This window comes from Aquaspirillum soli, from assembly GCF_054781915.1.
The window spans coordinates 42,230-68,525 of sequence record NZ_BAAGTM010000007.1; the positions used below are offsets into that span (position 1 = coordinate 42,230).

Here is a 26,296-nt window from a genome sequence, read left to right on the forward strand (position 1 = left end):
TTTGCCGGTGTCGGTTTTGTTGGGTTGCCAAATAACCGGCATTCCAACGTTCACCGATTTGGTGGGCACAGAAACATGCCCACCCTACCGAGCTTACGCAGGTTATGCCACAAAATTATCAGCTACGAGCGCTCCAGCACCAACTCCGGTAAGCTTACCAATCAGAACGATATCACCAGCTTCAATATTGGTGTTTGTTCCAAGGGTAGCTGCGTCATAAGAATAAATGTAGGCGTTGGAGTTTTGATACGCTACTAAGTAGCCCGTCCCTGATGCAGATGTTGTTAATGTTACAGCTGTGTCAGCGTTAACCGCCTTTAGCGCTAACAATAAACCAGAGCCATCGGTGCTTGTATCAAGGCTTGATCCACTCAGAATCAGGCTAATTGCACTGATTTTGCTTGCAGTTAATGTGATGTCATTGGTCGCAATAGGAGGGGCTGTTACCAAATCAGTACCAGTTAATACGCCATTGACGCTGATCTTATCGTAACCAGTCACTGAACTTGCACCTGCAGTAAATCCAGTAATGGTATCGTAACCACCAGAGTTACCCGCAAATTTAACAGTATCTGTACCACCAGCGGCCAGCGAAATACTGTCACTACCAGCACCACCAACGAAGGTATCGTTTGCTGAGCCACCAGACAAAGTATCGTTACCGGAACCACCAGTGATTACTGTCTCACCAGTAGCAGAACCAATTAAGGTCATGCCACCACCAGTGATTTCGCTCGCATTGATAACATTACCTGTTGTAGCAGTCCCTGCACTCACATCAACAGTGCGAAGACCAGCTGCATAGGCAGTAACATCTGGAGAAATACTTACAGCAGCAGTATTGGCTGCAGCTTTGATTGTTTCTACACTCGAAACACGAGCAAACGAAACATCATTAGCTAAAGTAAATGCAGTACCTGTAGTACCTACTAACAGGGTATCAGTGCCTTCACCACCAACAACGCTATCGACAAATGCAGTTCCACCGTTGTGAATATCAGCAACCAATTTGTAAACGATAGTATCGTTACCAGAACCACCAGTAATGGTATCGATCGCGGCGGCAGCAGCACCTGTAATAGTTACTGCATTAGTGAATGCCGACACATTTACAACGTTATTACCAGTCGCACCAGACAGATCAATGGTCTTGATACCAGCGGTTTGTGCTGTTGTACCTAAGGTCAGACTAATTGCTGAAGTGTTGGCAGCAGTAGTGATTTTCTCAATGCTGCTTGCATTCGCCCAGCTATCGGTCGCTGCAACAGTGATAGCAGTACCTGTGGCAGTAAAGTTGATAGCATCATCACCATCACCACCGTTAATGGTGTCTAACAGCGCATTATTGCTAAACAGCAAGGCAGCAGTACCGTAGTTGAAGGTATCTGCTTTGGTACCACCCACCAAGTTATCACCACCAACAGAAGAACCTGTAATGCTGTTCTTAGCGTTAGCGAGGCCTTTCACTGTAGTTGCTGCGGTGTTTGCACTTGCATCAGTTGTGAAGGTCATTGCTGCAACGCTGGTTTCTGTTGCAGTTGAACCAACCAGCTTGCTCAGATCAACGGTGGTATCAGAGCTGGCAACTTTGACTGTTACAGTGTTAGTGTTACTTGCAGCAGTTGACAATACGTTGTAGGTTTTTTCATTCAGCAGATTTGCTTGAATTTCTTGGTTTGCACCATTTGCAAACTCAATGGTTTCAACACCAGCCAAAGAAATAACCCCAGAAGCATCTTTGATCAGTTTGGAGTTAGCAACAAACTTCAGCTTGTCCAGCGTACCATCACCCAAATCAATATTGACAACTTTGTTAGAGTAATCAGCACCAGCGAGGGTCAACGTATCATTACCAGCACCAGTTTGTACTGTAGAATCAATCTGGTTGGTTAATGTTACGACGTCATTCGCGCTACCTGTTTTCACAGTACCAACAACTAAAGCTGTTGGCGTCACGGTAACCACACCAGTGGCAGCAGACGCGTCAAGGGTTGCAGCAGTCAGCGAGGCGCCATTCGCTGTTACAGAGCCAGAACCTGTAACGGTAACAGTACCAGTACCAACTGTTGAAGTGCCACCCAAAGTCAGGTTGTTTGCACCACCCTTGATAGCTACATTCGAATTGGCTGCTGAAGCAGTCAAACCATTGATATTGTGTGCTACGGCAGCACCACCTGCAGTTGCGTCGACGGAAGCGTCGATGGTGACGGTTTTTGCTTGGGTAATAGTTAATCCAACAATGTCAGCAGCATTTGCATCACGCACTTCATCATCTAACTTCAATGTAACATTATTGGTTGCTGCACTTGCTGCTGTCCCAACAGCCAGAGTACCACCACTTTGGTCAGCTTTATAAGTTACAGCCTGACCAGACTTCACAGTCAACGTTTTACCGGTGTTATCAACATTCACCAGCAATTTATCGACCAAGTTGGTGCTGTCAACCAAGTTAACAGTACCAGCAGCAGTTGCTAATTCCAAGGTGAAAGTACCTGCACCAGAATCAACAACATTCAATGCAGAAGAAGTCCCTGCCTCAATGGAAGATGCATCGACTGTCAGAGTAACGTTTTGGTCACCATTAACAATCACATCGGTCAGTGCGGCAGAACCACTTGCAGCCATTGTATAAGTTGCTGCACCACCATTGCCCGAGATAGTCAAGGAGGTTAGTGCATCGGCATCACCAATTGTAGAAGCGCCAACGCCAGATAACACTGCACTTGTTATATCTAAGTCAGTACCAGCATTAGTTGTACCTGCCAAATTGATAGTCCCGCCAGCAGTCACGTTCAGTTTGCCAGCTGCATCCAATTTGGAGATGGACACATCACCAGCAGCCTTAACCGTAGTATTAACAGAAGCGGCGGCATCAGAGATGGTCACATTACCAGCGGTAGAAGTGGCATTGATGATTTGAGCAGCAGTACCTGACAAGGTCAGATTTTTAGCTGCGGTTGCAGTCAACAATCCAGTACTGGCATTTGAAGTAGCGTTCAGGAAACCTGCGCCTACCACAGTAACATCAGCTAAAGCACCAGTTACTGTTACTGTTGTTGCTGCACCTGCAGAACCCGCTGCTTTTGCTTCAACAGTCATGTTGTTGCTTGCAGTACCCGCCACAGCTACCGAGTTGAAATCATCGCTTGCAACAACTTTGGCATTATTGCTACCTTGGGCGGTAACATCTAGTGCGTTCACAGCAGAAGTAGCACGAATCACGTCGAAGTTAAAGGTTTTAACATTCGAGAAATTTGTTGCAGCGAAGTCAAGAGCTGTCGCTGATGTGCCGCCCGTTGCTGTTGTCGCGTCAAAGTTGACGTTAACAGTTTCAAAGTTACGCACTAAACCCGAGTTAGCTGCAGTTACATCAACCTCTGTTGTCAAGGTGAAAGTATCTGTATCGGTGGTGCTAACATCCAGAATGTTGTCTGTGCTGTTAAAGGTGGTAGAGGTTGCCGTGGCAGAAATTGTACCACTCACCACATCATTACCAGTTGTACCGGTATAGTTGTCTGCACTTGCAGTCAAAGCAAAACCAGTAGGTGTCACACCACCGGTGTTACCAGCAGTTGCACCACCATTTGGATTGACAGTCAGTGCACCTACATCGACAGGATTAGCACCTGCTGCAGGCACGCCAGCAGCTACACCCAACGATAATTTGACAAAATCAGCATAGCTTTGAATCGAGCCACCCGTACCAGCCAGTGAATCACCACCAGTTTGGAATTGGAAGGAAGCAGCACCCAAAACAGTGATTTCTGCACCGTTGTTCAGTTTCAACAACAAAGCATCATTCGACACTTTTGCACTTGTGATTGCCAAGCCACCAACCAGTTGCAGGGTGTTAGTACCTTGGGTATCAGTAATTGTGATTTTCTGATTTGGATTCAGTGTTGCAGCAGTCAACACATAGCGATCGTTACCTGCGCCTGCACTTACGTTTGTCAGGTCAGAACCTTGCAGGATGTTGATGTCGTTACCAGTCGTAAAAGCCATCTTTATAAAGCTCCTTTAGGGATTTTTCAACGTGATGCTTTTAGCAAACACGTTGATTACTCCCTCACATCCAAAAGGGGTGTGAGGGAACCGCTTAATTAAACAATTTCAACAGCTACGGTTGCTGGATCAACAACACCAGCCAAAGTCACGGTCACAACCTCACCACCGTTTGCATCGTTACCAAAGTTAATCACAGTTTTGTTAGCAAACGGATCCACTTGAACGGCAACATTTTGTTGGCCATTCAACTGTGCCAAGTTTGTGATTGCAGCGTTTGCAGTTGGTAAGTCAATGCTCAATTTATCGCCGGTCGCAAAACCAGTGATGGTTGGCTGGAAGTTAGTGCCAGCAGTATCAGCCAGAGCACTAGCAACGTTGATCGCAAAGGTATCAGCAGCAGCAGTACCGGCAACACCAGCAGCGACAACGTTGATCACACCACCAACAGGTGTCCCGCCGCCGCCAGTACCACCAGCAGGCTGACCACCGTTCAACTTCGCTGCGCTAGCAGTGGTGAAGTTCAGTGTTGTCAAGGTGCTCCATGCTGTTGCGGCCAAGTCGATCGAACCCAACTCGGTCACGGTCAAGTCGTTTGCGGCTGCGCCGTCAACCACTTGGAACACTTTACCGACATTGTGTGCATCGTAAGACACATAGATGTGTTTCGAAGCACCAGCGGTGGTTGCATCATCCAGACCCACGTACAGTTTCTTGATTTCAGCAATCAGCGTGGAGTTGGTTGGAACAGCGATGTCAGCAGCGATAGTCACGGAACCATCAATGTTGCTCACTGCGTTGGTCACGCCGCCAGTGGCTTTCACGCCGAAGGCAGAGAAGTCGAATGCATCGAAGCCAGCACCAGCAGCAGTGAAGTTCACCACAGTGTCTTTACCGAAGGCAGCGTTGTACACCAACACTTCGTTGCTGTCGTCGAAAGTGGTTGTTGCATCAGTACCAGCAGTGGTGCCCAACACGATCACATCGTCACCAGCGCCGCCGGTGATGGTGTTGTCGCTGGTGGACAAGCTGTTGTTACCAGTGATCACAACTGCACCATCGTTAGCCAACTGGGTCACATAGTCACCGTTGGTGGTGTAGGCGTTGTAAGCAGTGGTCATTGCAGCGTGGACGCTAGCAGCAGTGATGTTTGCAGCAGTCAGGCCATAAGCAGCACCCACAGCAGCCAACTCAGTTGCCGACAATGCAGTCACTTCGTTCAGGGTCAATGGAGTCACAGCAACGCCGAGGTCGGCATTGGTCATCACACCGTCGATCAGCGACTTCACAACCAAGGTGTTAGCTGGGCCGTCTTCAGCAACCAACAATTTGCTCAACACTGGGTCGAGGTTGATGGCTTTTTTGATCGCTTGGTTCAGTTCGAGGTCGGTGGTTTTGTAACCGGTACCAGGAACAACGATCGTTGCGCTTGGGATACCTTTGAAAGTCACAACCACTTTGCTGTTGTAGAAGTTGTAAGTTTCGTTGGTGTCGGAACGCAGATCGTTGATGTTACGCTCGAACGCATCAGTCACCACTGCAGCATTGGTTTGATCCAATGTGTTGAACACCCAAACGCCATTAACGTTGGAGGTCTTAGCAACTACAGCTGTTGCCACACCGTTGTTGTAACCCGTTGCACCAGAGGTGTTCACGGTTTGGAAACCGGTGTTGTCGGTGTAGATGGTATCGTTACCGTCACCACCGTTGATCACCACATCACCAGCACCTGGGGTGCGGATGGTGTCGTTACCAGCACCACCATCGATAGTGATGTTGTTGTTCAGGTCTTGGTTGTTGTACCAGTTTTGGTTGTTACCTGGGTTGTTACGAACACCATTCACGATGTCGTTGTTAGCCAGTTTCAGAGTGATGGAATCATCACCTGCGCCACCATCCAGTTTGAAGGTGAAGTCTTCACGACCAGCAACCATCAGGCTGCGGCTGCCAGTGACTTGACCGTCAACATCAACCACCATGGTGTCGTTACCGGAACCACCGAGGTATTGGAAGTTAGCGATAGAACCAGTACCAAAACCGTTCAGGCCATTGCCTTGGGTGTTGGTTTCAACTGGATTGTTTTGGGTATCAACCAAGTTCATGTACTTAGCGATCGAACGTGCAGTCACTTCAGCAGTGAATGCCAAGTTGCCGCCCATTGCGGAACCGTCGATCAAACGAACATCGGAGAAACCGTAAGCATTGTGTTGCAGTGCGCTACCTGGCAATGCAGTGTCGATGCCAGTGCCGTAGGCTGTGCCGGTACCAGCCGATACGCTACCTGGAGCAACGTTGTTGTCAACATTGCTGTTACCCAAAGAAGCAGCGACGTTGCCGTTAACGGTCAGGTTGCCTTTGTCTTTTTCAGTACCAACGTAAGCAAAGCTGCTGCTGCTGGTCACGCCGTTCTTGATAACAACTTCTTGCAGGGTGTTGTTAGTCGAGTTGATGGTTTGCAGTTTGCTGTTGTCGCGAACTTCGATTTCGAAGCGTTCAACGCCCAAGGAAGTGGAGGTATCGCCCACAGACAAGCCACCGATCACCAGATCGCCACCAGTAGAACCACGACCCACATCGTCCAAGATCACTTTGCTGGTCACTTTGTCGGTGCTCACAGCAGAAGCAGTAGTCATGAATGTGTGCAGACCGGAGCTAGCAGGCACGCCGTTTTTCGCCAACCATGCATCGCCAGAAGCAACGGTGCTCAGTGCAGCTGCGCCACTGTTGGACAGAATCAGCGGGGTCACTTGTACTGCTTGACCGGAGATGGTGTCAGTACGGGTGATTGGGGTACCCAAAGCGGCAGTCACGCCAGCCAAAGCTGGGTTTGCAGCCAAGGCTGCGTTCACAGCAGTCAGCAACTCAGCGTAGGTTTGTGCTGCGTCGATTGCGTCGGAAGTAACAGTCTGCTCAACGCCACCCAACAGGAACTTGAAGCCCCAGTATGGGTTGTCTTTCAGGGCAGCGCCACCAGCAGCCAAGCTACGGGTATCAGCCAATTCGATGGTCAGTTGGCTGGAGCTGTTTTTCTGAGCGCGCAGCGAGTACTGGTCGAAGTAGAAGCCGAAGTCAACATGGCCTGGGTCGGTTTCGACCATAGCGATGGTGATGTCTTTGGTAATTTGTGTTGGCAGAATGCGAACGTCTTCAACCACCAGGTCAGCACGGCTGTTGCTGTTTTCCCAGTAGTTCACGCCATTCATGCGATCAGCATCAACAGTCACTTGGTTGGTCACGATGTTGTTGTCACCGGAGCTACCGTTTGCATCAACGGATTGAGCACGGATTACAACGTTTTCAACGCTCTTGGTGGTTGCGTTGATCGCGAAGTTGGAAGCATTGCCCAAGTTCAAGGACAGGGTGTCGGTACCGGCGCCGCCGTCAACTGCATCACCCGATTCGAAGGTGTTGTTGTTGCCGTTGAAGTCTGCAGTGAAGGTATCGTTTGCTTCGGTACCAATCAGGTTGTCCAAACCAGTGGTCAGGTTGAACGATTTGGAAGCAGGTGCATCGATCGCAGCGATAGCAGCAGTTTTGGTTGCTGCTTCTTGAGTGACGTTGGTCAACTGCAAGTTAGCTGTTGGGTTTTTGCTGTTGACGTAGGCAGTTGCCACTTCAACGCGGTTTTGCAATTGGGTTTTAGCAGCAGCAAAGTTGGTGTCGCTGGTGCTCACCAAGAATTGAACTGCGCTCAGTGCAGCGGAGCCGACGTTGCCGCCGTTGGCATCTAACATGCCTTTCAGGGCGCCAACTGCAGCAGTTTTGGTTTCTGCGGAAACAGCGTTACCCAACAGCACGTCAGCCAATTTAGCGGCTTTAGCATCGTTGAACACTGGGTAGAAATCTTTGGTGAATTGGGTGTTGCCCAACTCAGCAGCCAATGTGTTGACGTTAGCGCGAGTGGTCAGGTCGTTAGTGATGGCGCGGGAAGGTGCCATGCCAAACAGGCCAGCGGCCAAATATAAAACGTGATCAGCAGATACAGCCATGAAAAAGCTCCTAGCTAGGTTGAGAAACACCCCGAACATTCGGGAAGGTTCGGGATGTGTCGCTAAAGGGGTACGTACCCTAAAACTTAAAATCCCTGGAATCGGCAGTATACCGACCTTGTTCAAAATCGATGTGATGCACGTCACACGAAATTGAAATTTGTGCGGTTGCGTACAGATCGTTACACAATAGCCGGCACAAAATTAGCGTGGCATGGTAGCGCACGGAATGGGAAAAACACAAACATTAACATTGAATCATCTAAAAAGAGTGGGGGATTTGCGACAGAAACTCATCGTGTGTCGTTCCTTTGGGGTGACGGAGCCGTAGCAATCGCTGTTTGTTTTATTGTTATTATGGGAATGTTGGGCTGCCAAACATCAGCAACCCAACCCACGCTGTCTATAAAGACGGCATCTTGCATAATTCCATATTCCATGACTTTCAGCACAAGCGGAGAAAAAATGCCTTTCACATCAAAAAACGATATAAATGTACTGCAGCAAAATGATGCTCAGACAGTTGGCGCCGGTGGAGGGGATGATCGTTACATCCTGACACTTTCCACTTTGTCAACGAACCAAAAAATTCAAATCAGTGATGCTCAAGGAAGTAACGTTTTACATTTGGTAGGTGGGTTGGTCATCTCAGCCAGTAAGGTTGCCTCGGACACCTTACTGTTAAAATTGACAAATGGGGCAGAGATTACCATTTTAGGTGCGTCTAGCTTTACGTTTCAGACAGGGGGAGATTCCCTTTCCGCTATCGGTGGCAGCAAACAAAATTTTACACAGTTTGTCACGCAAAGTTTAGGAACATCAGTTCCCGTTGGGGCCGCTATCCTCAACGGTAAAACAGTGACTGTCAATGACTCTGGAGGAACAACATTAGTAACAACGCCAGAGGGAGACACAACGGGTGGCTCTGCACCTTCCAGCTTGTTTTCCACGGCCCAAACCAAAAGCTACACCGATAACAATATCGACACCTTGCCAAGTGCTAACGATAGTTTGGTACGAACCGTGGCGAGTTCTTACCTCTGGCAAAAACAAGCCCTCACCTATGGCTTTAACCAAACCTTGCCGAGCGAATATCTGACTGACAATGATTTAAAAAGCCAGATCAACCAATGGCAAAAACTGAATACAACCGAAACCAACGTAGCTCGGGCAGCAATTGATCGACTAGGCCAACTCACGCCCCTGACCTTTACCGAAGCCAGCGGCAACAGCGGAGACATTCGTTTTAATGTTATTTATATCCCTGGAGATACCGCAGGGTTTGCCTATATGCCAACCAACGGCGGTATCACAGCAGTGGAGGGTGATGTCTTCCTCGACTCGGAAATGCGCTCACAATACAAATTTGCAGCAGGCGACCAAGGTTACATGACCGTTTGGCACGAGTTGGGTCATGCCATGGGTTTAGAACACCCCTTTGAGGGAACCTATACCCTCAGCAAGAGCTTAGACAACTGGGCCAATTCAATTATGTCGTATACACCGAGCAAAAGCTTAGTGTTGAAATTCACTGCATCAGGTAATAGTGCCAATGTGGCTGCCGATTACAATGCAGCACCTGCCGATTTTACTTTGCTTGATGTCGCTGCTTTACAAGCGATGTACGGCGCTAACACCAACTATGCCACCGGTGATAACACCTACAGCGTTGATGCTGTCAATAAAAAGACCCTTACCATTTGGGATGCCGGTGGTAACGATACGATTGATGCCAGTACCGCCACCGGTCAATCCATCATCGACATGCGTGCGGGTCAATTAGCCTCGATCGACATTCAAACCATTGCCATGCAAGCAGCGGTTACCAAAGCCTATTACCAGTCGATGGGTTTAAATGGTATGGACAGCTGGGTTGATAGCGTATATGCCACACCAGACTATGCCTCAAAGCTCTACACGGGTGAAAACAACCTAGTGATTACTTATGGCACGATTATCGAGAACGTCAAAACCGGTGCCGGTAACGACACGGTGAAAGACAACGCTGTCAACAACACCATCACCACCGGTAGTGGTGATGATGCAATTTATCTGGGTCGTGGCGGCTTTGATACTGTCAATGGCGGTAGCGGTACCGATACGGTTTACCTTGATGTGCTGAAAGCCGATGTGCAAACCGGCAAACTTGATAATGGTAATTTCTTATTGGTCGGCAGTGGTTTTGCCGCCGAGTTAATTGGTGTTGAACAAATTCGCTACGGGAACGGTGAGATTTTCACTGTTTAAGTGGGTGTGGTGCCGTCACCCCTTTGGGGTGGCGCACCATGAGATGTGGTGGGCACAGAAACGTGCCCACCCTACGAAACTTTTTTTGGCCCTAGCTGAGCAAGCGTTGTAGATATTGACCGTAGCCATTTTTTGCTAAAGGTGCGGCTAGGGTAGCCAGTTGAGCGTCATCAATCCAACCACTGCGCCAAGCAATTTCTTCTGGACAGGCGACTTTCAGGCCTTGGCGGTGTTCGATTGTGGCAATAAATTGGCTTGCTTCTAACATCGACTCATGCGTGCCAGTGTCTAACCAAGCATAGCCACGCCCCATCACTTGTACATCTAGCTGTTTTTCTTGCAAATACACTGCATTCACATCGGTAATTTCTAACTCACCACGTGCTGAAGGGCGAATCGATTTTGCAATATCAACAACACGGTTATCGTAGAAGTACAAACCGGTCACGGCATAGCGTGATTTAGGTTGCTTGGGTTTTTCTTCGATACTGATGGCGTGGCCAGCGGCATCAAACTCCACCACACCATAACGCTCAGGGTCGTTGACCAAATAAGCAAAAACTGTCGCGCCCTGTTCTTGCTTGGCTGCCGAGGTCAACAGCCCAGTGAAATCATGGCCATAAAAAATATTATCGCCCAACACCAAGGCACAGCTGTCTTGGCCAATAAAAGATTCACCAATAATAAACGCTTGTGCCAAACCATCAGGGCTTGGCTGCACTGCGTATTGCAGCTGAATCCCCCATTGACTGCCATCGCCTAAGAGTTGTTGGAAACGTGGTGTGTCTTGTGGTGTGGAGATAATCAAAATCTCACGAATCCCCGCCAACATTAAGGTGGTCAGCGGATAGTAAATCATTGGCTTGTCGTAAATCGGTAGCAGCTGTTTTGAAACAGCAATAGTAGCGGGATAGAGCCGTGTGCCAGAGCCACCGGCCAAAATAATCCCTTTGCGAGTTGTCATGGTGGTTTCCAAAATCGTTATTGTCGCAGAAGTGAGTGAACAACCGCCGGCAAAGCATGTGACCACGAAGGCAGATAGATACCATAGTGTTGTTGTAGCCGTTGGCAGTCGAGGCGGCTGTTTGCTGGGCGTGGGGCCGGCACCGGATATTCGCTGCTTGGAATTGCCGCAATCGCTGCGGCATCCAATGCCAAGCTGGCCCCTTGTTGTTGTGCTAATCGAACAATTTCACAGGCAAAAGCATGCCACGATACCGCACCGCTGGCCGTCAGATGGAATACGCCCCATGCGGCTTGCTCAGGACATTGCCACAGTTGGCGCAGCACAGCCGCTGTGACATCTGCAATCAACGAAGCCGCCGTGGGCGCACCAATTTGATCAGCCACCACGGATAAGGTTTTGCGTTCACGAGCAAGACGTAAAATCGTGCGAACAAAATTGCCGCCAAAATCGCCATACACCCAACTGGTACGGAAAATCAGGGCTTTTGCCCCCGAGGCCAAAATGGCTTGTTCACCCGCCAATTTGCTACGGCCATAGACAGATTGTGGGGCGGGGCTATCGCTTTCGCGATAGGGCGCACTGTGTTGTCCATCAAATACATAATCGGTTGAATAATGCACCAACACCGCACCCAAGGCAGCGCAAGTTTCTGCCATCACCTGCGGCGCAGTGGCATTGACCGCAAAAGCAGCATCAACTTCACTTTCTGCCTTATCAACGGCAGTCCATGCGGTAGCATTAACGACGATATCAGGCGCCAGATCCCTCAGCGTTTGCCGCAGTGCCACACTGTCACAGATATCCAGCTGCGCCCGTGTCAGGCTGTGTAACTCACCAACACAGGCGAGAGCGCGTTGTAATTCATGCCCCACTTGACCATGAGCGCCCAACAATACAATACGAGGAAAATTATTCGGCATACTGTTTCCCTAACCACTCACGGTAGGCACCGCTTTGCACTTTTTCCACCCATTCCGGATGGGATAAGTACCATTCCACGGTTTTACGAATGCCGGTTTCAAAGCTTTCTTGTGGTTTCCAACCCAGTTGATCGATGATTTTGCTGGCATCAATGGCATAGCGGCGGTCGTGCCCCGGGCGATCTTGCACAAAGCGAATTTGCTCACGATAGCTCGCACCATCGGCTCGAGGTTGCAGCTCATCTAAGATGTCACACAGGGTATGTACCACTTCCAGATTGGTTTTTTCGTTACAACCGCCGACATTATATGTCTCACCCACTTGCCCAGCCGCCAATACCCGTTCAATGGCGCGGCAATGATCGACTACATACAACCAATCACGCACATTTTTACCATCACCATACACTGGCAACGCTTTGCCGTTGAGGGCATTTAAAATCATCAACGGAATCAGTTTTTCAGGAAAATGATACGGGCCATAGTTGTTAGAACAATTTGTGGTCAAAACTGGCAGGCCGTAAGTGTGATGCCAAGCGCGAACGAGGTGGTCGCTGGCGGCTTTACTGGCAGAATAGGGACTATTCGGTTCGTAACGATGTTGTTCGGTGAAAGCGGGGGCAACATCAGTTAAAGAACCATAGACTTCATCCGTCGAAACATGCAAAAAGCGGAAAGCCTGACGAGTAGGTTCTGCTAGCGTTTGCCAATAGCCGCGCACGCTCTCCAGTAGGGAAAAGGTGCTGACAATATTGGTTTGAATAAAATCGGCTGGGCCGTGAATAGAGCGATCCACATGCGATTCCGCCGCAAAGTTCAGCACAGCACGGGGTTGATGTTGTGATAACAGCGCATCCACCAATGTTCGATCACCGATATCTCCCACCACAAGCTGTAAACGTGGGTCGTTTTGATAGTGGGCCAAATTATCTGGATTGCCGGCGTAGGTCAGTTTGTCCAATACCACCACCGGTTCTTGCTGGTTGGCTAACCAATTTAAGACAAAATTACTGCCAATAAAGCCCGCACCACCTGTCACCAGAATCACGTGCAATCCTCAACTGATAAAAAACAACGATTATACTCACAAGCCCTTGCCTAATCAGCGATTTGAACATGTCTTTGTCTGCACCTACTACCTTGTCTGATGTTGTTGTAATGGTACCAACCTATCAGGGAGGGCAAGATTGGCTGCAATGGATCGACCATTATCAGCGCTTGCGTTATCGCCCAGCCGAAGTGTTGGTCATCGATTCTGGCTCACACGATGGCACCGCCGAGGCAGCACGCGCGGCAGGCTTTACTGTGCAACACATTGACAGCCGCGATTTCAATCATGGTGCAACGCGCCAACAAGGGGCTGATTATTTACAACGCTATCCCTTTGTGGTGTATCTGACACAAGATGCGTGGTTTGCCGACCCAGAGGCTTTATGGCACTTGCGGCAAACTTTCAACGACCCAAGCGTAGGTGCGGCCTATGGGCGACAATTACCCCGCCCTGGGGCAGGCGTTTTGGGAGCACATGCCCGTTTATTTAACTACCCTGCCACCAGCCGCCGGCAAAGCCGCGCCAGCATTCCACAGCAAGGGATTAAGGCCAGCTTCATGTCGAACAGTTTTGCTGCCTATCGACAAAGCGCGTTGCGAGAGATTGGCGGCTTTCCAGCCCAAATTATTTTGGGAGAAGATGCGTGGGTTGGCGGCCGTTTGGTGTTGGCAGGACACGACATTGCCTACTGTGCTGAAGCACAGGTATTCCATTCCCATGACTACTCCCTATGGCAAGAAATGAGCCGCTATTTTGATATTGGTGTTTTCCACCAACAAGCGGCATGGCTAAAACGTGAGTTTGGTGCTGCCGAGGGCGAGGGGGCACGTTTTGTGCGTTCGGAGTGGGCGTATTTGTGGCAACATCAGGCATGGCGGCTGCCTGAAGCTGCTGCGCGAACGGTGTTGAAATATATTGGCTACCGCCTTGGACAATCTTATCAACGTCTTCCTCGATCGCTGTGTCAAAGATTGTCAATGCACCGACGATTCTGGTAGTCAGTCAAACTACCATTTTGACCATATAGTCTAATCAGCTGTGTCATAATGGCCGCAAGGCCAACAATCTGTTGGCCAATATTGTTTTCTTTTTGAAAAATTCATTTGGTATGAGCCAAAAAAAATTCGATACCGAACAAAACAAAAGCATAAAAAACACTGCAATTCACCTGTTATTGGCAGATCGAATCGCGGTGCGCTTTTTGCTGCGAGAGAATAGACACACTCTCCTCGCTTCGCTGTCGCTCAATATCTTGTCTTTAGCCCTACCGTTAGCGATTTTGCAACTGTATGACCGCATTATTCCAAACCAATCAACAGGGACTTTGTTGATGCTGGCCTTGGGTGTGGGAGCGGCCTTAATTGCTGAAAGCATTCTGACATTAGCGCGTTCGGCACTGACCGCATGGACCGGTGCCAAGTACGAACATGTGCTCTCATGTAGCGCAACAGAACACTTGCTTAACTCGGATATGCGAGCGTTTGAAAAAACCGGCGCTGGTAGTCATCTCGAAAACTTACAGAGTATTGGTTCTCTGAAAGATTTTTTCTCTGGTCAGGTCGCTGTGGTGTTGGCCGATTTGCCGTTTGTGTTGATCTTTGTTGGCATGATTATCTACCTTGCCGGTTGGCTGGCTTTAATTCCAGTCGGATTGTTTAGTTTGGTCTTATTGGCAGCGTTAATTCAACGCCGTCTGTTGCGTAAAACATTAGAAGACAGCGCGCTTGCACAAGAACGCCGCTACAACTTTATCTTGGAACTGCTATCGGGTTTATCAGCCATTAAGGCTCAAGGGTTGGAAGATATTATGATGCGGCGCTACGAACGCCTGTCAGAAACCAACTGTATGTATGACTACCAGTCAAGCTTACTCAGTGTACGTGCTTCCACTGTATCTGCAGCCTTTAGCACATCGTCCATGATTCTCGTCGCTGCAGGTGGCAGTATTGGCGTGATGAATGGCTCAATCAGTATCGGTACCTTGGCTGCCTGTAGCCTGTTGACCAACCGTGGTTTACAGCCGTTACAACGGGCAATGGGGATGTGGGTCCAGTTACAACGTTCTCATATCTACCGTGAAAAAGCAGGACATACTTTTGAGTTACCTGTTGCCTATGCACACCAAACAACACAAGAGAATGAAGAAATTCCCGCACCGAGCGGCCAACTGAGCGTAGAAAATCTGAGTTTCCGCTTTGGTGAAAAAGAGCCGTGGATTGTGCAGGAAGTCAACTTACAAGTGCATGCGGGTGAAGCCATCGGCATTCGTGGCGAGGCGGGGGAAGGAAAAACCACGCTGTTGGCGCTGATGTATGGTTTGTTAACACCAAGTACAGGTAAGGTATTCGTAGATGGTGTGTGCCCAGAACAATTTTCCCCCATTGATTTGCGCGGTCGGATTGCCTTTTTGCCACAACGCGCTGTGGTGTTTGAAGGAACAATTTTAGAAAACATCACCCTCTTCCGCGATAAAGAGCACAAAGAATTTGCACTGCAATTAGCTAAACGGGTCGGATTAGATGCGGTGGTGAGTCGATTCGCCAAGGGCTATCAAACCCGTATTGGCCCCGGATCATCGATGGTATTACCCAACGGGGTGGTACAGCGCATTGCGGTAGCGCGGGCATTGGTTGATCGCCCAAAAATTTTGCTGTTTGATGCAGCCAATACCGCGCTGGATGGGACGGGTGATGCGATGGTGCGTGACCTGATGATTGAGCTAAAAGGCCATGTCACGCTCATTATGGTGTCATTACGTCCTTCACTCTTGCGCGTCGCCGATCGCACATTTGAACTCAAAGGGGGACGGCTGCATCCTTTCACCTTACCCCCATTGCCTAATGCACCTGCGGCTGCCGCCGCACCAGTTAAGCAAACCACACCATGACGTCTTCCGTTGTTTTAACCCTGCCTCCGTCTAAGGAGCATGAAATCCAAGCGCGCCACGATGCAATTCGTACTGCCTTGGATCAATTGGGCAAGGTCGATGAAGTTGCCCTGAGCTTGCCTGTTTTGCTTGATGCCCTCGGTTGGCAAGGCGAAGCCCGTGCTGTCGCCGAGGCCTTACCTCACTTTGCCGATCGGCTGACATTTGATCGCCTCTGTAATGTGATGGCGCTGCTGGGTTATGTCAGTACCCGCCTTGAAGTCAATCGTTTAGCTGATGTTGACCATCGTTTATTGCCCTGTTTATTTGAGGGCATCAACGGTGAGGTGTTCGTTTTATTATCTGGAAAAACGACCCTCCCCGGTCTATGGCGTGTCCATGATGTGGCACAAGGGCGAGAAATTGACATCGACCCACGCCGGTATGGTGGAATGGTGTATTTCTTTTCCTCCCGTGAAAACCACCAAGAATTAGCTGATGCGGCTGCCAGTGGTCAATGGTTGTCTTTGGTCTTGGCGCGTTTCCGTCCGGTGTTAGCACAGGTGGCCATTTACACCTTCTTTATTTACATGCTGGCGATTGTGCCACCGCTGTTCACCATGACGATTTACGACCGAATTATTCCGTCGAAATCGTACCTTTCCCTACTGGCTCTGCTGTCGGGGGCAATTTTGGCCGTGTGTGCCGAAGTGTGGTTGCGTGAACGGCGCGGCCACATGCTGGCACATATCGGGGTGCGGCTGAATTTATTGGTCAGTGGTTCGATGATGAACCAAATGATGAAGCTACCGTTATTGGCCACTGAACGTAGTAAGTTGGGGGCGCAGATTATGCGCCTGCGGAATGCCGAGTTTGTGCGCGATACCTTTTCTGGCCATACCGCCATGACGATGTTGGATTTGCCGTTCTCGATCATCTTCATCATCACGCTGGCTTTGCTTGGTGGTTGGTTGGCCGTCGTGCCCTTGATTGCTGCCGTGCTGTATGTGCTGATTGCGCTGTTGATGGCACCGATGATTAGCCGCAACACCGCGTTATCCAGCAAATTGACCTCACAACGGCAAGAGTTTGCCATTGAAACCATCACCAAAATGCGCGCCTTGCGGACGTTGAGTATCACCGACGTGTGGCTGAATCGCTACCGCGAATTGTCGGGCGCAGCCGCGATGGCAGGTTATAAGTCTGCCTTGTTAAATGCCATCATCAGCACCTTAGGCTACGGCATTATGGTCACGGCGGGGGTGATTACCATTGGCATGGGTGCACTGGGGATTATGAATGGCACAGTAACGGTAGGGGCCTTAATCGCCATTATGACCCTCACTTGGCGCGTGCTGACACCGTTACAATCTGGTTTCACCATTCTGAATCGATTGGAGCAGATTCGTACGGGTACCCGCCAAGTCAACCAACTTATGCAAGCGCGGATTGAAGAACAACCCGACCGCAACGATGGCAATACGGTGCCACAGTTACAAGGCCGTGTCGCTTTCTCACGGGTCAGTATGCGTTACGCCAACGACCTTGATCCGGTGTTATTGGGGGTCAGTTTTGATATTAAACCGGGTGAGCGTATCGCGGTGATTGGCCCGAACGGGGCAGGGAAATCAACCTTGCTCAAAACCATTTTGGGGATTTACCAACCTCAGGCGGGGACCATTCGCATTGACGATATCGATTTGCGGCAACGCGACCCGATCAATTTACGCAAAGCCATCGGCTATGTGCCACAGGATTTTTCGCTGTTCTACGGCACCATCGCGCAAAACTTACGCCTTGCCGACCCCACCGCCTCAATGTCTGATCTACAAGAGGCGGCTCGCAAAGCAGGGGTACACGAGCTGATCGAACAACTACCCGAAGGCTATCACCATCGTGTAGGTGATCAACGCTCGGCACAGTTACCAGCCGTGCTACATGCGGGTTTAGCCATTGCCTCGGCGTATCTGCGCAAACCCGGCATTTTGCTGTTTGACGAGGCGATTGACAGTTTGGACTCGGAGCGCGAAACCACACTGATGCAAACGCTGGATGAGCTACGCGGTAAAACCACGGTGTTTATGGTCACCCACCGCCCAGCCCACATGCGTTCTGCTGACCGTTTGCTGGTATTACAAGCCGGTCAATTGGTGTTGAACGATAAACCAGAATTGGTATTACCGAAGTTGCCTCCGGGGTTCTTGTAATCCACTGCCGACTTGTTGATTAACCTTTTGCTTGTGATGGATGGCAACAATGGCTCTATTTTCTTGGCTAGGTAAGCGTTGGGACGGTTTAATGTCCGGCTTTGAACGTCGACGAGCGACGTTTAAGCAACAACGTTTGTTAGCACATTCGCTGTTATTAGAAGAAATCATTGCCCCTGCGGCAGTGTTAAAAACTATCTTCGTTGCGTTTGCCTTGGTGTTGATTTTTGTTGCTTGGGCATCCGTGGCAGAAATGGATGAAGTCACCCATGCTCCTGGTGAGGTGATGTCACATTTATCAATGCAGCGTATCCAACACCTAGAAGGGGGGATTTTGGAAGAAATCAAAGTCCAGCCCGGTGAAGTTGTGAAAAAAGGGCAAACATTGGCCCGTTTACAAAAAAAATCTGTTGAGGCCGACCGTGAACAAACACGGATGCGCGAGTTGGGTTTGCGTTTGGATTTAGAACGAATGCAGGCGGTGCTGGATGGACGTAAACCGGATTTTTCACAAATTCCTGATGCGCCCGAGCTGATGAAAGAAGCGCAGTACGGCCTGTGGGAAGGTCAAGTCAATGCGCGGGCACAACAACGTGATGTGTTGGAAGAACAATATCGACAACGCGATGCCGAGGTGCGTACCTTGTCACAACAAGTCCGTGACCTTGAACGCTCACGGCAATTACTCAGTCAGGAATACGATTCCCGTCGTTCGCTGAGTGAACAAGGCTATGCCCCGCGTTTGCAATCGTTAGATGCCGAGCGGCGATTAAACGACACCCGTACCGACCTCAACCGCCTGAATAATGAAATTCACCGTGCCCAATTGGGTCGCTCCGAGGCACAAGAGCGTTTGGCTGAGATGGAAGCCGACCGCCGCCGCGAGTTGTTAGCACAAATCAACGCCACCACGGTGGAGTTGGCACAGTTGTTGGAAGTGAAAAACAAACAGCAGGATCGTGTTGACCGCTCAGAAATTGTGTCGCCAGTGTCGGGGATTGTGAAAACGGTGATGATTGATACCGTCGGGGGTGTGATTGCCCCCGGTGCGGAAATCATGCAAATCATGCCAACTGACAGCAATTTGTATGTGACAGCACGGATTCAACCACGTGATATTGGCGCAATTAGTGTGAATGATCCCGTGACGATTAAAGTCAGCTCTTATGATTTCTCGCGGTTTGGTGGTATTGAGGGCAAGGTGTCACATATTTTGCCGGGCAGCTTTATGGATGAACGTAACAACCCGTACTTCAAAATTCAGGTCAAGCTGGAAAAAACCTATGTGGGGGTCGATCCTGCCCATACCATTGCGCCAGGTATGACCGTGCAGGCCGATGTCACAACCGGCTCAAAAACTCTGTTGCAATATCTGTTCCGCCCTGTGCAATTGATTGCACAACAGGCTTTTTCTGAACGTTAACGCACTAGGAAGAAACATAGATAAACCTGATAACCGGGTATCAGATTTTATGATTAGCTTTCAGCTTAAGCGAGGCATAGAATGTTTTCTGAACTGGTTACTGCTGTTGCCCTAATACTGGCTGTGCCCACAGCGTGACGTGTTTTGATGTTTCTTCCTCGTGTTTTCCCCCACATGGTTATCCTGCGGGGGATTTTTTTTGGCTGTGTGTTAGACCACTCAAGCGTACGGTATTGACCGATTTATCACGACTTCGCATTTTTTTCCTCTTGCAAGCGTTGTTGTGCTTCGCGCATACGGACGTCTAAGACCGAGCGTAGGTAAAAATCCTCACCTTGGCTGTGATGGGCGAGTTGATATTGTTCTAACGCTGGGCCAAAACGGTGTTGGTAGAAATAGCCATTGCCTAGGGCATAGTGATAACGCAACGGTTCACGATCGGCGTATAGCTTGGCTTGTTTTTGCCACAGGGCAGGATCTTCTGGCCAGCGTTTTAATGCCGCTTCTAACAACGACTGCGCACGAGGGCGGTCTTTGACCAACAAAGCGGTATCAATCTCGCCATAGATCAATCCAAGGTGTGCTGGCCAACGTTGCCGGCCCTGTTGGAAGATGGCAAGTGCGGTCGGTGTGTTCTGTTGCCCTAATTGAATGGTCGCCGCCAGTTGAGTGAGCGCCGGATGTGGCTGCCCCAGTTTTTCACTACGCTGCAAACTTAGCTGTGCCGCTGACCATTGTTTGGCTTGTGCTTGGGCATAAGCCAAGCCATATTGCGTGACAGCCTCCGAGCGAAACCGTCCCTGTTTGAGTGCCTCTTCATAAAACCCAATCGCAGCCAGCGTGCCGTGTTGTTTCACCCGCAACCGTTCCCGCAACAGCAAAAAATCCAGCGAGTCGGCTACCATTTTGCTTGGCAGATTGGCGGCGCGGTTTTCGCTTTCGGTCAGACGTTCGCTGCTCATCGGATGAGTGCGTAAGAAAGCAAGGGCATTGTTATCATTGAGGCGCGTGGATTGGTGTAGGCGGCGAAAAAAGTCACTCATGCCCTGCGGATTAAACCCTGCTTTGAGTAAAATCTCCATGCCAAGACGGTCGGCTTCACGTTCAAAGTCACGGCTGTAGGCTAACTGGTTTTGAATTGCTAAACCGGGGCCAACATTAGCAGCCGCAGCGGCAACTTGATGATTACCTGACACACTGGCGGCCAAAATGGCGGCTAACAACGTGCCAAACATCAATAATGAGTTGTTGCCTTGTTGCTCGACCATGCGCGCAATATGGCGTTGTGAAACATGCGCCATTTCGTGGGCTAATACCGAGGCCAATTCCGATTCATTCTCGGCAGCAAACAGCAGACCGCTATGAATCCCAATCACGCCTCCCGGCATTGCAAAAGCATTGATACTGTTGTCGTCAATCAATAAAAAACGATAACTGTGCTCAGACATCGGGCTGTGCTGCAATAATCGTTGTCCCAACTGTTGCAGGTACTGTTGGCCATCCACATCATCCACCAAGGCACCCACTTCATACATCTTGGCAATCGCTTGTCGTCCAATCGCCCGTTCTTGTTGTACCGAGAATCCTGCCCGTGCCGAATCACCTAAATCGGGCAAGGCTGCAGTGTGTGCAGACACGGGGAGCATGTTGCCACACAGACAGGCAAGCAGCAGATAACGCGCAATCACCGACATATCAAACCTTCCACCACAATATCCATCTTCAGAAACCCAATTAGGCAGCAAGTTCCATCATGGTTTGTCTTGCTTGCCGGATTGGGGCATATTGCCATTTTTCGTTGAGAAATAATCATGACCTCTGCTACGCCCGAACCTACCATCCCTAAACCCTGCCAAAAATGTGGCTCTCCTGCTGAAGTGGTGAAAGCTGGATCACGCCGCTTTTGGGTGCAATGTTCCCGTTATCCCAAGCAGGGAAATTGCAGCACCATTGGTGCCCAAGCGGATAACCGCAAAGAGGCCATTTTGTTATGGAATCGCAGTCGCTAAACCCGATGGTACATCGCCTAGTGTTACCTGCTGGCCACTGGCCAGACTTACTCAGTTTTTTGCTGAGTCGATTTCGCCATGTCAGCCGTGAAGTGTGGTTAGGGCGTTTTGCTGAGGGGCGAGTCTGGGATAGTGAACAACGTCCTTGTCATCCTGATATGCCCTATCGTCCCGGGTTGGCGTTGTTTTATCAACGAGAGGAAGTACAAGAAACACCAGTGCCGTTTTGTGAGCAGGTGTTATACCGTGATGAACGCTTGTTGGTGGTCGATAAACCGCATTTCTTAGCCTGTATGCCTGCTGGGCAACACCAGCGCGAAACCTTGCTCTATCGTCTGCAACACCGCTTAAACTTGCCTAATCTCAGTGCCTTACATCGCTTAGACCGTGAAACGGCTGGTGTGATGTTGTTATGTATCGACCCGCGCTGTCGTGATGCCTATCAAGCGTTATTTCGACTGCGGCAAGTACAAAAAACTTACCATGCCATCGCTCGATTTCGGCCAGAGTTGCCTTTCCCACGTCACTACCGCAGCCATCTACAAGAGCGCGCTGATTCTTTTTTAATGGAAGAGGTAGCGGGTGAAATCAACAGTGAAACGGCGATGGCGATATTGGCACATAACGATCAGTGGGCGCGTTATCAGTTGCAACCCTTAACCGGAAAAAAACACCAACTGCGCCTGCACATGGCGCAATTAGGGATACCGATTCGCCACGACCGTTGGTATCCCACGCTTCGCCCAACGGTGAGCGATGACTTTAGCCAACCGTTGCAACTATTAGCCAAGGAAATCCGTTTTATCGACCCGTATACCAATGAAGCTCGGTGTTTTAGTAGTCAACAGACATTGCTGTTGCCGCCAGTGTAGGGGAATAGAGTTGCCAACGACCTCGCCCCGACCGCTTAGCGTGATACATCGCAGCATCAGCCTGTTTTGAGAGTTCGATTTCAGTGGTGCCATGTTCGGGCGAGAGGGCGATACCGATGCTACAGGAAATGCGTAGCGTATGATCATCGATCACAAACGGTTGTACCAACTGTTGGCAAATCTGTTCAGCCATCTGTGTCGCCAATTCGGTTTGCTGGGTATGCGGCAATAACACCACAAACTCATCCCCCCCAATCCGTGCCACCATATCGCCGAGCCGTAAACAAGCTTGCATCCGCGCTGCGGCTTGTTGCAACAAGACATCACCGATGGCATGACCATAGGTATCGTTAACCGGCTTAAAGTGATCAAGATCGAGAAACATCAAGACACAAGGCTGACCCGCATCCAACTCATATTGCAGCGATTCGGCAAATAAAGTGCGATTTGGCAAACCAGTTAGGGCATCGTGCTGTGCCAAATATTGCATCCGCTGTTGGATATGTTCGCGTTGTGCTAAGGCCTGTTGTAATTGCTGATTAACCGCTTCGAGCTGACGTCGTGCCGCTTGTTCTTGCAGATATTGTTGGTGACGGGCGAGGGTGGCGGCGAAATTATCGGCAGCAAGGCGCAAAAAAGCCTGCTCAGTTTCGCTGAATTGCCGTTCTTGCTCGGTATCATCAAAGCCGACAAAACCAATTAAGCGGCCATCCACCCGCATCGGGTGCATAATCAACGATAAAATGCCTTGGCTGGCTAAAATCTCGCGCCCCGAGCCTTGCATGGCAGGCGGCAGATTGTCCAACGTTGGCACTACCAGCGGCTCTCCCTGCAAGAAAATATCAATCAAGCCGGGAAACACCTCAAACGGCACCCCTTGTAGCTCCTCTTGCTGTGGTAACACCTCCGGTAAACACCATTCATGGGTGTTTGACCACGTACAGGCGGTGAAATCGTTCGAGAAAATATAGGCGCGTGTTGCGCGTAAAAAACGGCCGAGAATTTCTAAACAGCCCAACAAACCACTGTCAACATCATCAATCCGCAGTTGTGCCGTGAGCAACGCCAATTCACCCGCTGCTTGGTGAAAACGATTGAGTGCTAATAGATAGGCTTCTTGTTTTTTACGCTCGGAAATATTACGCGATACACCAAGCACACCAATAAACTGCCCTTTGCTGCCATAAATTCCCGAGGTACTGACCTCAACCCAAACAGTTGAACCGTCTTTACACAGTTGTTCATATTCAGCCGATTGTGCTGGGAACGGTCGCCCTTGTGCGACCTCTGATAGTGCATGATTGAGGTGAGCTTGTGCCAAAGCACGAGAAGCAGGGGCTAAGCGCTCGTCAAAGGTTTGCCCCATGACCTCGGCCACGGTGTAACCGCGTAAACGCTCCACCGAGGGGCTGACATAGGTAAAACGCCCCTTCAAATCCATAATCCAAATCACATCTTGGGCGTGATCGGCTAACAGCCGGTGGCGTTCTTCGCTAATGCGTAGGGCTTCTAAAGCCTGAAAACGCTCGATAGCAATTTCGGCCAATTTAGCCGCCTGCTGAATCAAACCAATATCAGCGGCGGTTGGTGTCGCGGGAAAAGGATGATAGAGGGCAAAGGTGCCAAGAATTTGGCCTGTGCTTGAGATAATCGGTTCAGACCAACAGGAGGCCAACCCTGCTTGTTCGGCCAATGTGGTGTAGCCATGCCAATTGGGATGCTCATGGACAGATTCTACAATCACACGCTGCCCAGTATAGGCTGCCTCACCACAGGCTCCGATACCGAGTCCGATTTCAATGCCGTCAATCGCTTGATTATAAAAAGTCGGCAAACTCGGTGCGGCCCCGTGGCGCAATCGCTTGCCCTCTTCATCCAGCAGCAAAATACTGCACCACACATCACGGTTGGCTTGTTCGATCCCGAGAACGATGGTCTCTAAAATCAATGGTAAAGGGGCACCTTCTGCCAACAACGACAAGACATCCAACGCCGCCCCTTCTGCGGGGCGGGTGGGGTGAATCATCGGTAAAGTGGCATCAGCACTGCCATATTGCAGGCGCTGTTGACAGGCGGGACATAACAAAGACCATAGCAGATCGGCATCCATGATGTTCTCTTAGCGATTCGCTCGTACCCACTTTCGCCATTGTTCAAATAAATTGGCATCTAAAGCAGCGACAACCGAGCGTTGCCACAGGGCACCATCCCAATATTCATCGTGTTCTAACGTACACATCTTGCCACCGGCTTCTTCCAAGATGACACAGCCTGCGGCGTAATCCCATAGCCGTTGTCCACCGTGAAGGTAGAGATCAAACCGGCCGGCTGCGACATAACACCAATCTAGCGTAGAAGCGCCCAAATTGCGTTGGCTGCCACAAGGGGCCAATGAAGCCAAACGGGTCGAGAGCTTACCGCTACGCAGATATTTCACCTCGACTGAAGCGATGGTGTCAGACAACACCGCCGGCGAGGCTTTCAGCGGCAGGGGTGTCCCATTGAGATAAGCGCCATCCCCTTTGCGGGCATAAAACATTTCATTGCTGGCAGGGTTATAAATCACCCCTAATATACTGCGGCCTTGTTGTACCAAAGCCACCGAAATCGCGAAATAGGGGAGACCATGCACAAAATTGGTGGTGCCATCGATGGGATCGACCACCCACAGACCGGTTTGGGCATGTTGTGCCCACAGGGCTTCTTGTTCTTGGGTGGTCATTTCTTCACCAAGAACCGGATAGGGCAAAATTTTGGGTAAATCACGTGCCAAAGCAGCTTGCGTTGCCAAATCGGCTTCGGTGAGCTGCGAACCATCGTGTTTGCGTGTGGAATGCACCCGCAAAAAACGAGGCATCACCTCGGTTTGTGCAATGGTGCGTAGTGCTTGGATGACCTGATCGACAACCTGCATGAGGCTTCCTGACGCACGCTACAGCGGATCGCACTGCAGCATGTAAAGAAAATTGGGGTGGAGAAAAAATACCAGACAACAGAAAATACCCTCTCCGAATACGACTTTCAAGACAATGGCGCGATTTTTCCTTCCTGATCTGATTCCAGAACAACAACTTGTTTCCCTCCCCGAAGCCATCGTGCGCCACATTCAGGTGTTGCGCTTACGTCTTGGTGAAACCATCGTTTTATTTGATGGACGGGGGGGGGAGGTGGTGGCCGAGATTGTGCGCCTAGAAAAGCGGCAGGTGTGGGTCACAACGCAGCAACGCCAAGCCATCAGCCGCGAATCGTCCTTAACCATCCATTTATTGCAGGCCATTTCCAGTGCCGAGCGCATGGATTTCACCTTACAAAAAGGCATCGAGTTGGGGATTGCCAGCTTCACCCCGATTCACAGCGAACGCGCAGCTCGCCTACAAGGGGAACGTGAACAGAAAAAACGCGCCCATTGGGAAGGGGTTGCGATTGCCGCCTGTGAGCAGTGTGGCCGCAATACGGTGCCAATTATTCATCCACCCCGCCACTTACACGAATTGACGGTCAATGGTGCCGGCCAGCACTTTTTGCTCTCACCATTGGGACAGCACGCCCTACGCGATATTGTTCAGCCACCCAGTGAAATTGTGTTGTTGGTTGGGCCCGAGGGGGGATTTTCTGCCGCAGAGGAACAACAATGCCTCGCGATGGGGTGGCAAGCGTTACGACTTGGGCCTCGCATCTTGCGGACAGAAACCGCTGCTTTAGCGACCATCTCCGCCATGCAAGCCTGTTGGGGAGATTTCTAA

General features: G+C 50.1%; 16 protein-coding genes. 8 read left to right on the top strand and 8 right to left on the bottom strand.

All coding sequences use genetic code 11. The features are described from left to right. Positions 1-102: 102 nt before the first annotated feature. The gene (locus ACYVJG_RS08175; RefSeq protein WP_460430622.1) at positions 103-4,002 is read right to left on the bottom strand and encodes a beta strand repeat-containing protein; all 3,900 of its coding nucleotides are present in this window, start codon (positions 4,000-4,002) and stop codon (positions 103-105) included. 98 nt (positions 4,003-4,100) lie between these two features. After that, a complete protein-coding gene (locus ACYVJG_RS08180; protein ID WP_460430623.1) occupies positions 4,101-7,991 on the bottom strand; it encodes a beta strand repeat-containing protein in 3,891 nt (1,296 codons plus the stop codon). Between the two features lie 465 nt (positions 7,992-8,456). Here ACYVJG_RS08180 and ACYVJG_RS08185 point away from each other — a divergent pair, with 465 nt between their 5' ends. After that, positions 8,457-10,238 (top strand): M10 family metallopeptidase, encoded by a 1,782-nt coding sequence (locus ACYVJG_RS08185; protein ID WP_460430624.1) that lies wholly within the window; start codon positions 8,457-8,459, stop codon positions 10,236-10,238. A 91-nt stretch (positions 10,239-10,329) separates the two neighbouring features. Here the strand turns inward: ACYVJG_RS08185 and rfbA are convergent, their stop codons facing one another. From rfbA to rfbB, 3 genes are read right to left on the bottom strand one after another with little or no spacing between them, the layout of a single operon-like run. Continuing rightward, positions 10,330-11,202: a glucose-1-phosphate thymidylyltransferase RfbA gene (gene rfbA / locus ACYVJG_RS08190; RefSeq protein WP_460430625.1), complete on the bottom strand. Its 873-nt coding sequence runs from the start codon at positions 11,200-11,202 to the stop codon at positions 10,330-10,332. Positions 11,203-11,219: 17 nt separating this feature from the next. Beyond that, the gene (gene rfbD, locus ACYVJG_RS08195) at positions 11,220-12,125 is read right to left on the bottom strand and encodes a dTDP-4-dehydrorhamnose reductase (protein ID WP_460430626.1); all 906 of its coding nucleotides are present in this window, start codon (positions 12,123-12,125) and stop codon (positions 11,220-11,222) included. Then, positions 12,115-13,179 (bottom strand): dTDP-glucose 4,6-dehydratase, encoded by a 1,065-nt coding sequence (gene rfbB / locus ACYVJG_RS08200; protein WP_460430627.1) that lies wholly within the window; start codon positions 13,177-13,179, stop codon positions 12,115-12,117. The genes rfbD and rfbB overlap by 11 nt, the downstream gene beginning before the upstream one ends. A 62-nt stretch (positions 13,180-13,241) precedes the next feature. On the opposite strand from rfbB, the gene ACYVJG_RS08205 reads away from it, so the two are divergent. The 4 genes from ACYVJG_RS08205 (at position 13,242) to ACYVJG_RS08220 (ending at position 19,672) form a co-directional block, all read left to right on the top strand. Continuing rightward, the gene (locus tag ACYVJG_RS08205) at positions 13,242-14,174 is read left to right on the top strand and encodes a glycosyltransferase family 2 protein (protein WP_460430628.1); all 933 of its coding nucleotides are present in this window, start codon (positions 13,242-13,244) and stop codon (positions 14,172-14,174) included. A 110-nt stretch (positions 14,175-14,284) separates the two neighbouring features. Further along, entirely contained in the window at positions 14,285-16,063 is a 1,779-nt protein-coding gene (locus ACYVJG_RS08210; RefSeq protein ID WP_460430629.1) for a peptidase domain-containing ABC transporter, read from the top strand. Then, positions 16,060-18,249: a peptidase domain-containing ABC transporter gene (locus ACYVJG_RS08215; protein WP_460430630.1), complete on the top strand. Its 2,190-nt coding sequence runs from the start codon at positions 16,060-16,062 to the stop codon at positions 18,247-18,249. The genes ACYVJG_RS08210 and ACYVJG_RS08215 overlap by 4 nt, the downstream gene beginning before the upstream one ends. A 49-nt stretch (positions 18,250-18,298) precedes the next feature. Further along, the gene (locus ACYVJG_RS08220; RefSeq protein WP_460430631.1) at positions 18,299-19,672 is read left to right on the top strand and encodes an HlyD family type I secretion periplasmic adaptor subunit; all 1,374 of its coding nucleotides are present in this window, start codon (positions 18,299-18,301) and stop codon (positions 19,670-19,672) included. Positions 19,673-19,917: 245 nt separating this feature from the next. Here ACYVJG_RS08220 and ACYVJG_RS08225 read toward each other — a convergent pair whose 3' ends face one another. After that, complete coding sequence (locus ACYVJG_RS08225; protein ID WP_460430632.1) at positions 19,918-21,366, bottom strand: M48 family metalloprotease; 1,449 nt, start codon at positions 21,364-21,366, stop codon at positions 19,918-19,920. Between the two features lie 117 nt (positions 21,367-21,483). Between ACYVJG_RS08225 and ACYVJG_RS08230 the strand changes: the two genes are divergently transcribed. Both ACYVJG_RS08230 and ACYVJG_RS08235 read left to right on the top strand, forming a co-directional pair. Next, positions 21,484-21,681 (top strand): Lar family restriction alleviation protein, encoded by a 198-nt coding sequence (locus tag ACYVJG_RS08230; protein ID WP_460430633.1) that lies wholly within the window; start codon positions 21,484-21,486, stop codon positions 21,679-21,681. Further along, positions 21,663-22,553 carry a pseudouridine synthase gene (locus ACYVJG_RS08235; RefSeq protein WP_460430634.1) on the top strand — a complete coding sequence of 297 codons (891 nt, stop codon included), beginning with the start codon at positions 21,663-21,665 and terminating at the stop codon, positions 22,551-22,553. The genes ACYVJG_RS08230 and ACYVJG_RS08235 overlap by 19 nt, the downstream gene beginning before the upstream one ends. Here the strand turns inward: ACYVJG_RS08235 and ACYVJG_RS08240 are convergent. Both ACYVJG_RS08240 and ACYVJG_RS08245 read right to left on the bottom strand, forming a co-directional pair. Further along, positions 22,516-24,663, bottom strand: coding sequence for a sensor domain-containing diguanylate cyclase (locus ACYVJG_RS08240; protein ID WP_460430635.1), 2,148 nt, complete (start codon positions 24,661-24,663; stop codon positions 22,516-22,518). The two genes, ACYVJG_RS08235 and ACYVJG_RS08240, sit on opposite strands and share 38 nt — an antisense overlap. Before the next feature lie 9 nt (positions 24,664-24,672). Continuing rightward, positions 24,673-25,467 carry an inositol monophosphatase family protein gene (locus ACYVJG_RS08245; protein WP_460430636.1) on the bottom strand — a complete coding sequence of 265 codons (795 nt, stop codon included), beginning with the start codon at positions 25,465-25,467 and terminating at the stop codon, positions 24,673-24,675. Positions 25,468-25,582: 115 nt separating this feature from the next. On the opposite strand from ACYVJG_RS08245, the gene ACYVJG_RS08250 reads away from it, so the two are divergent. Then, positions 25,583-26,296: a 16S rRNA (uracil(1498)-N(3))-methyltransferase gene (locus ACYVJG_RS08250; protein ID WP_460430637.1), complete on the top strand. Its 714-nt coding sequence runs from the start codon at positions 25,583-25,585 to the stop codon at positions 26,294-26,296.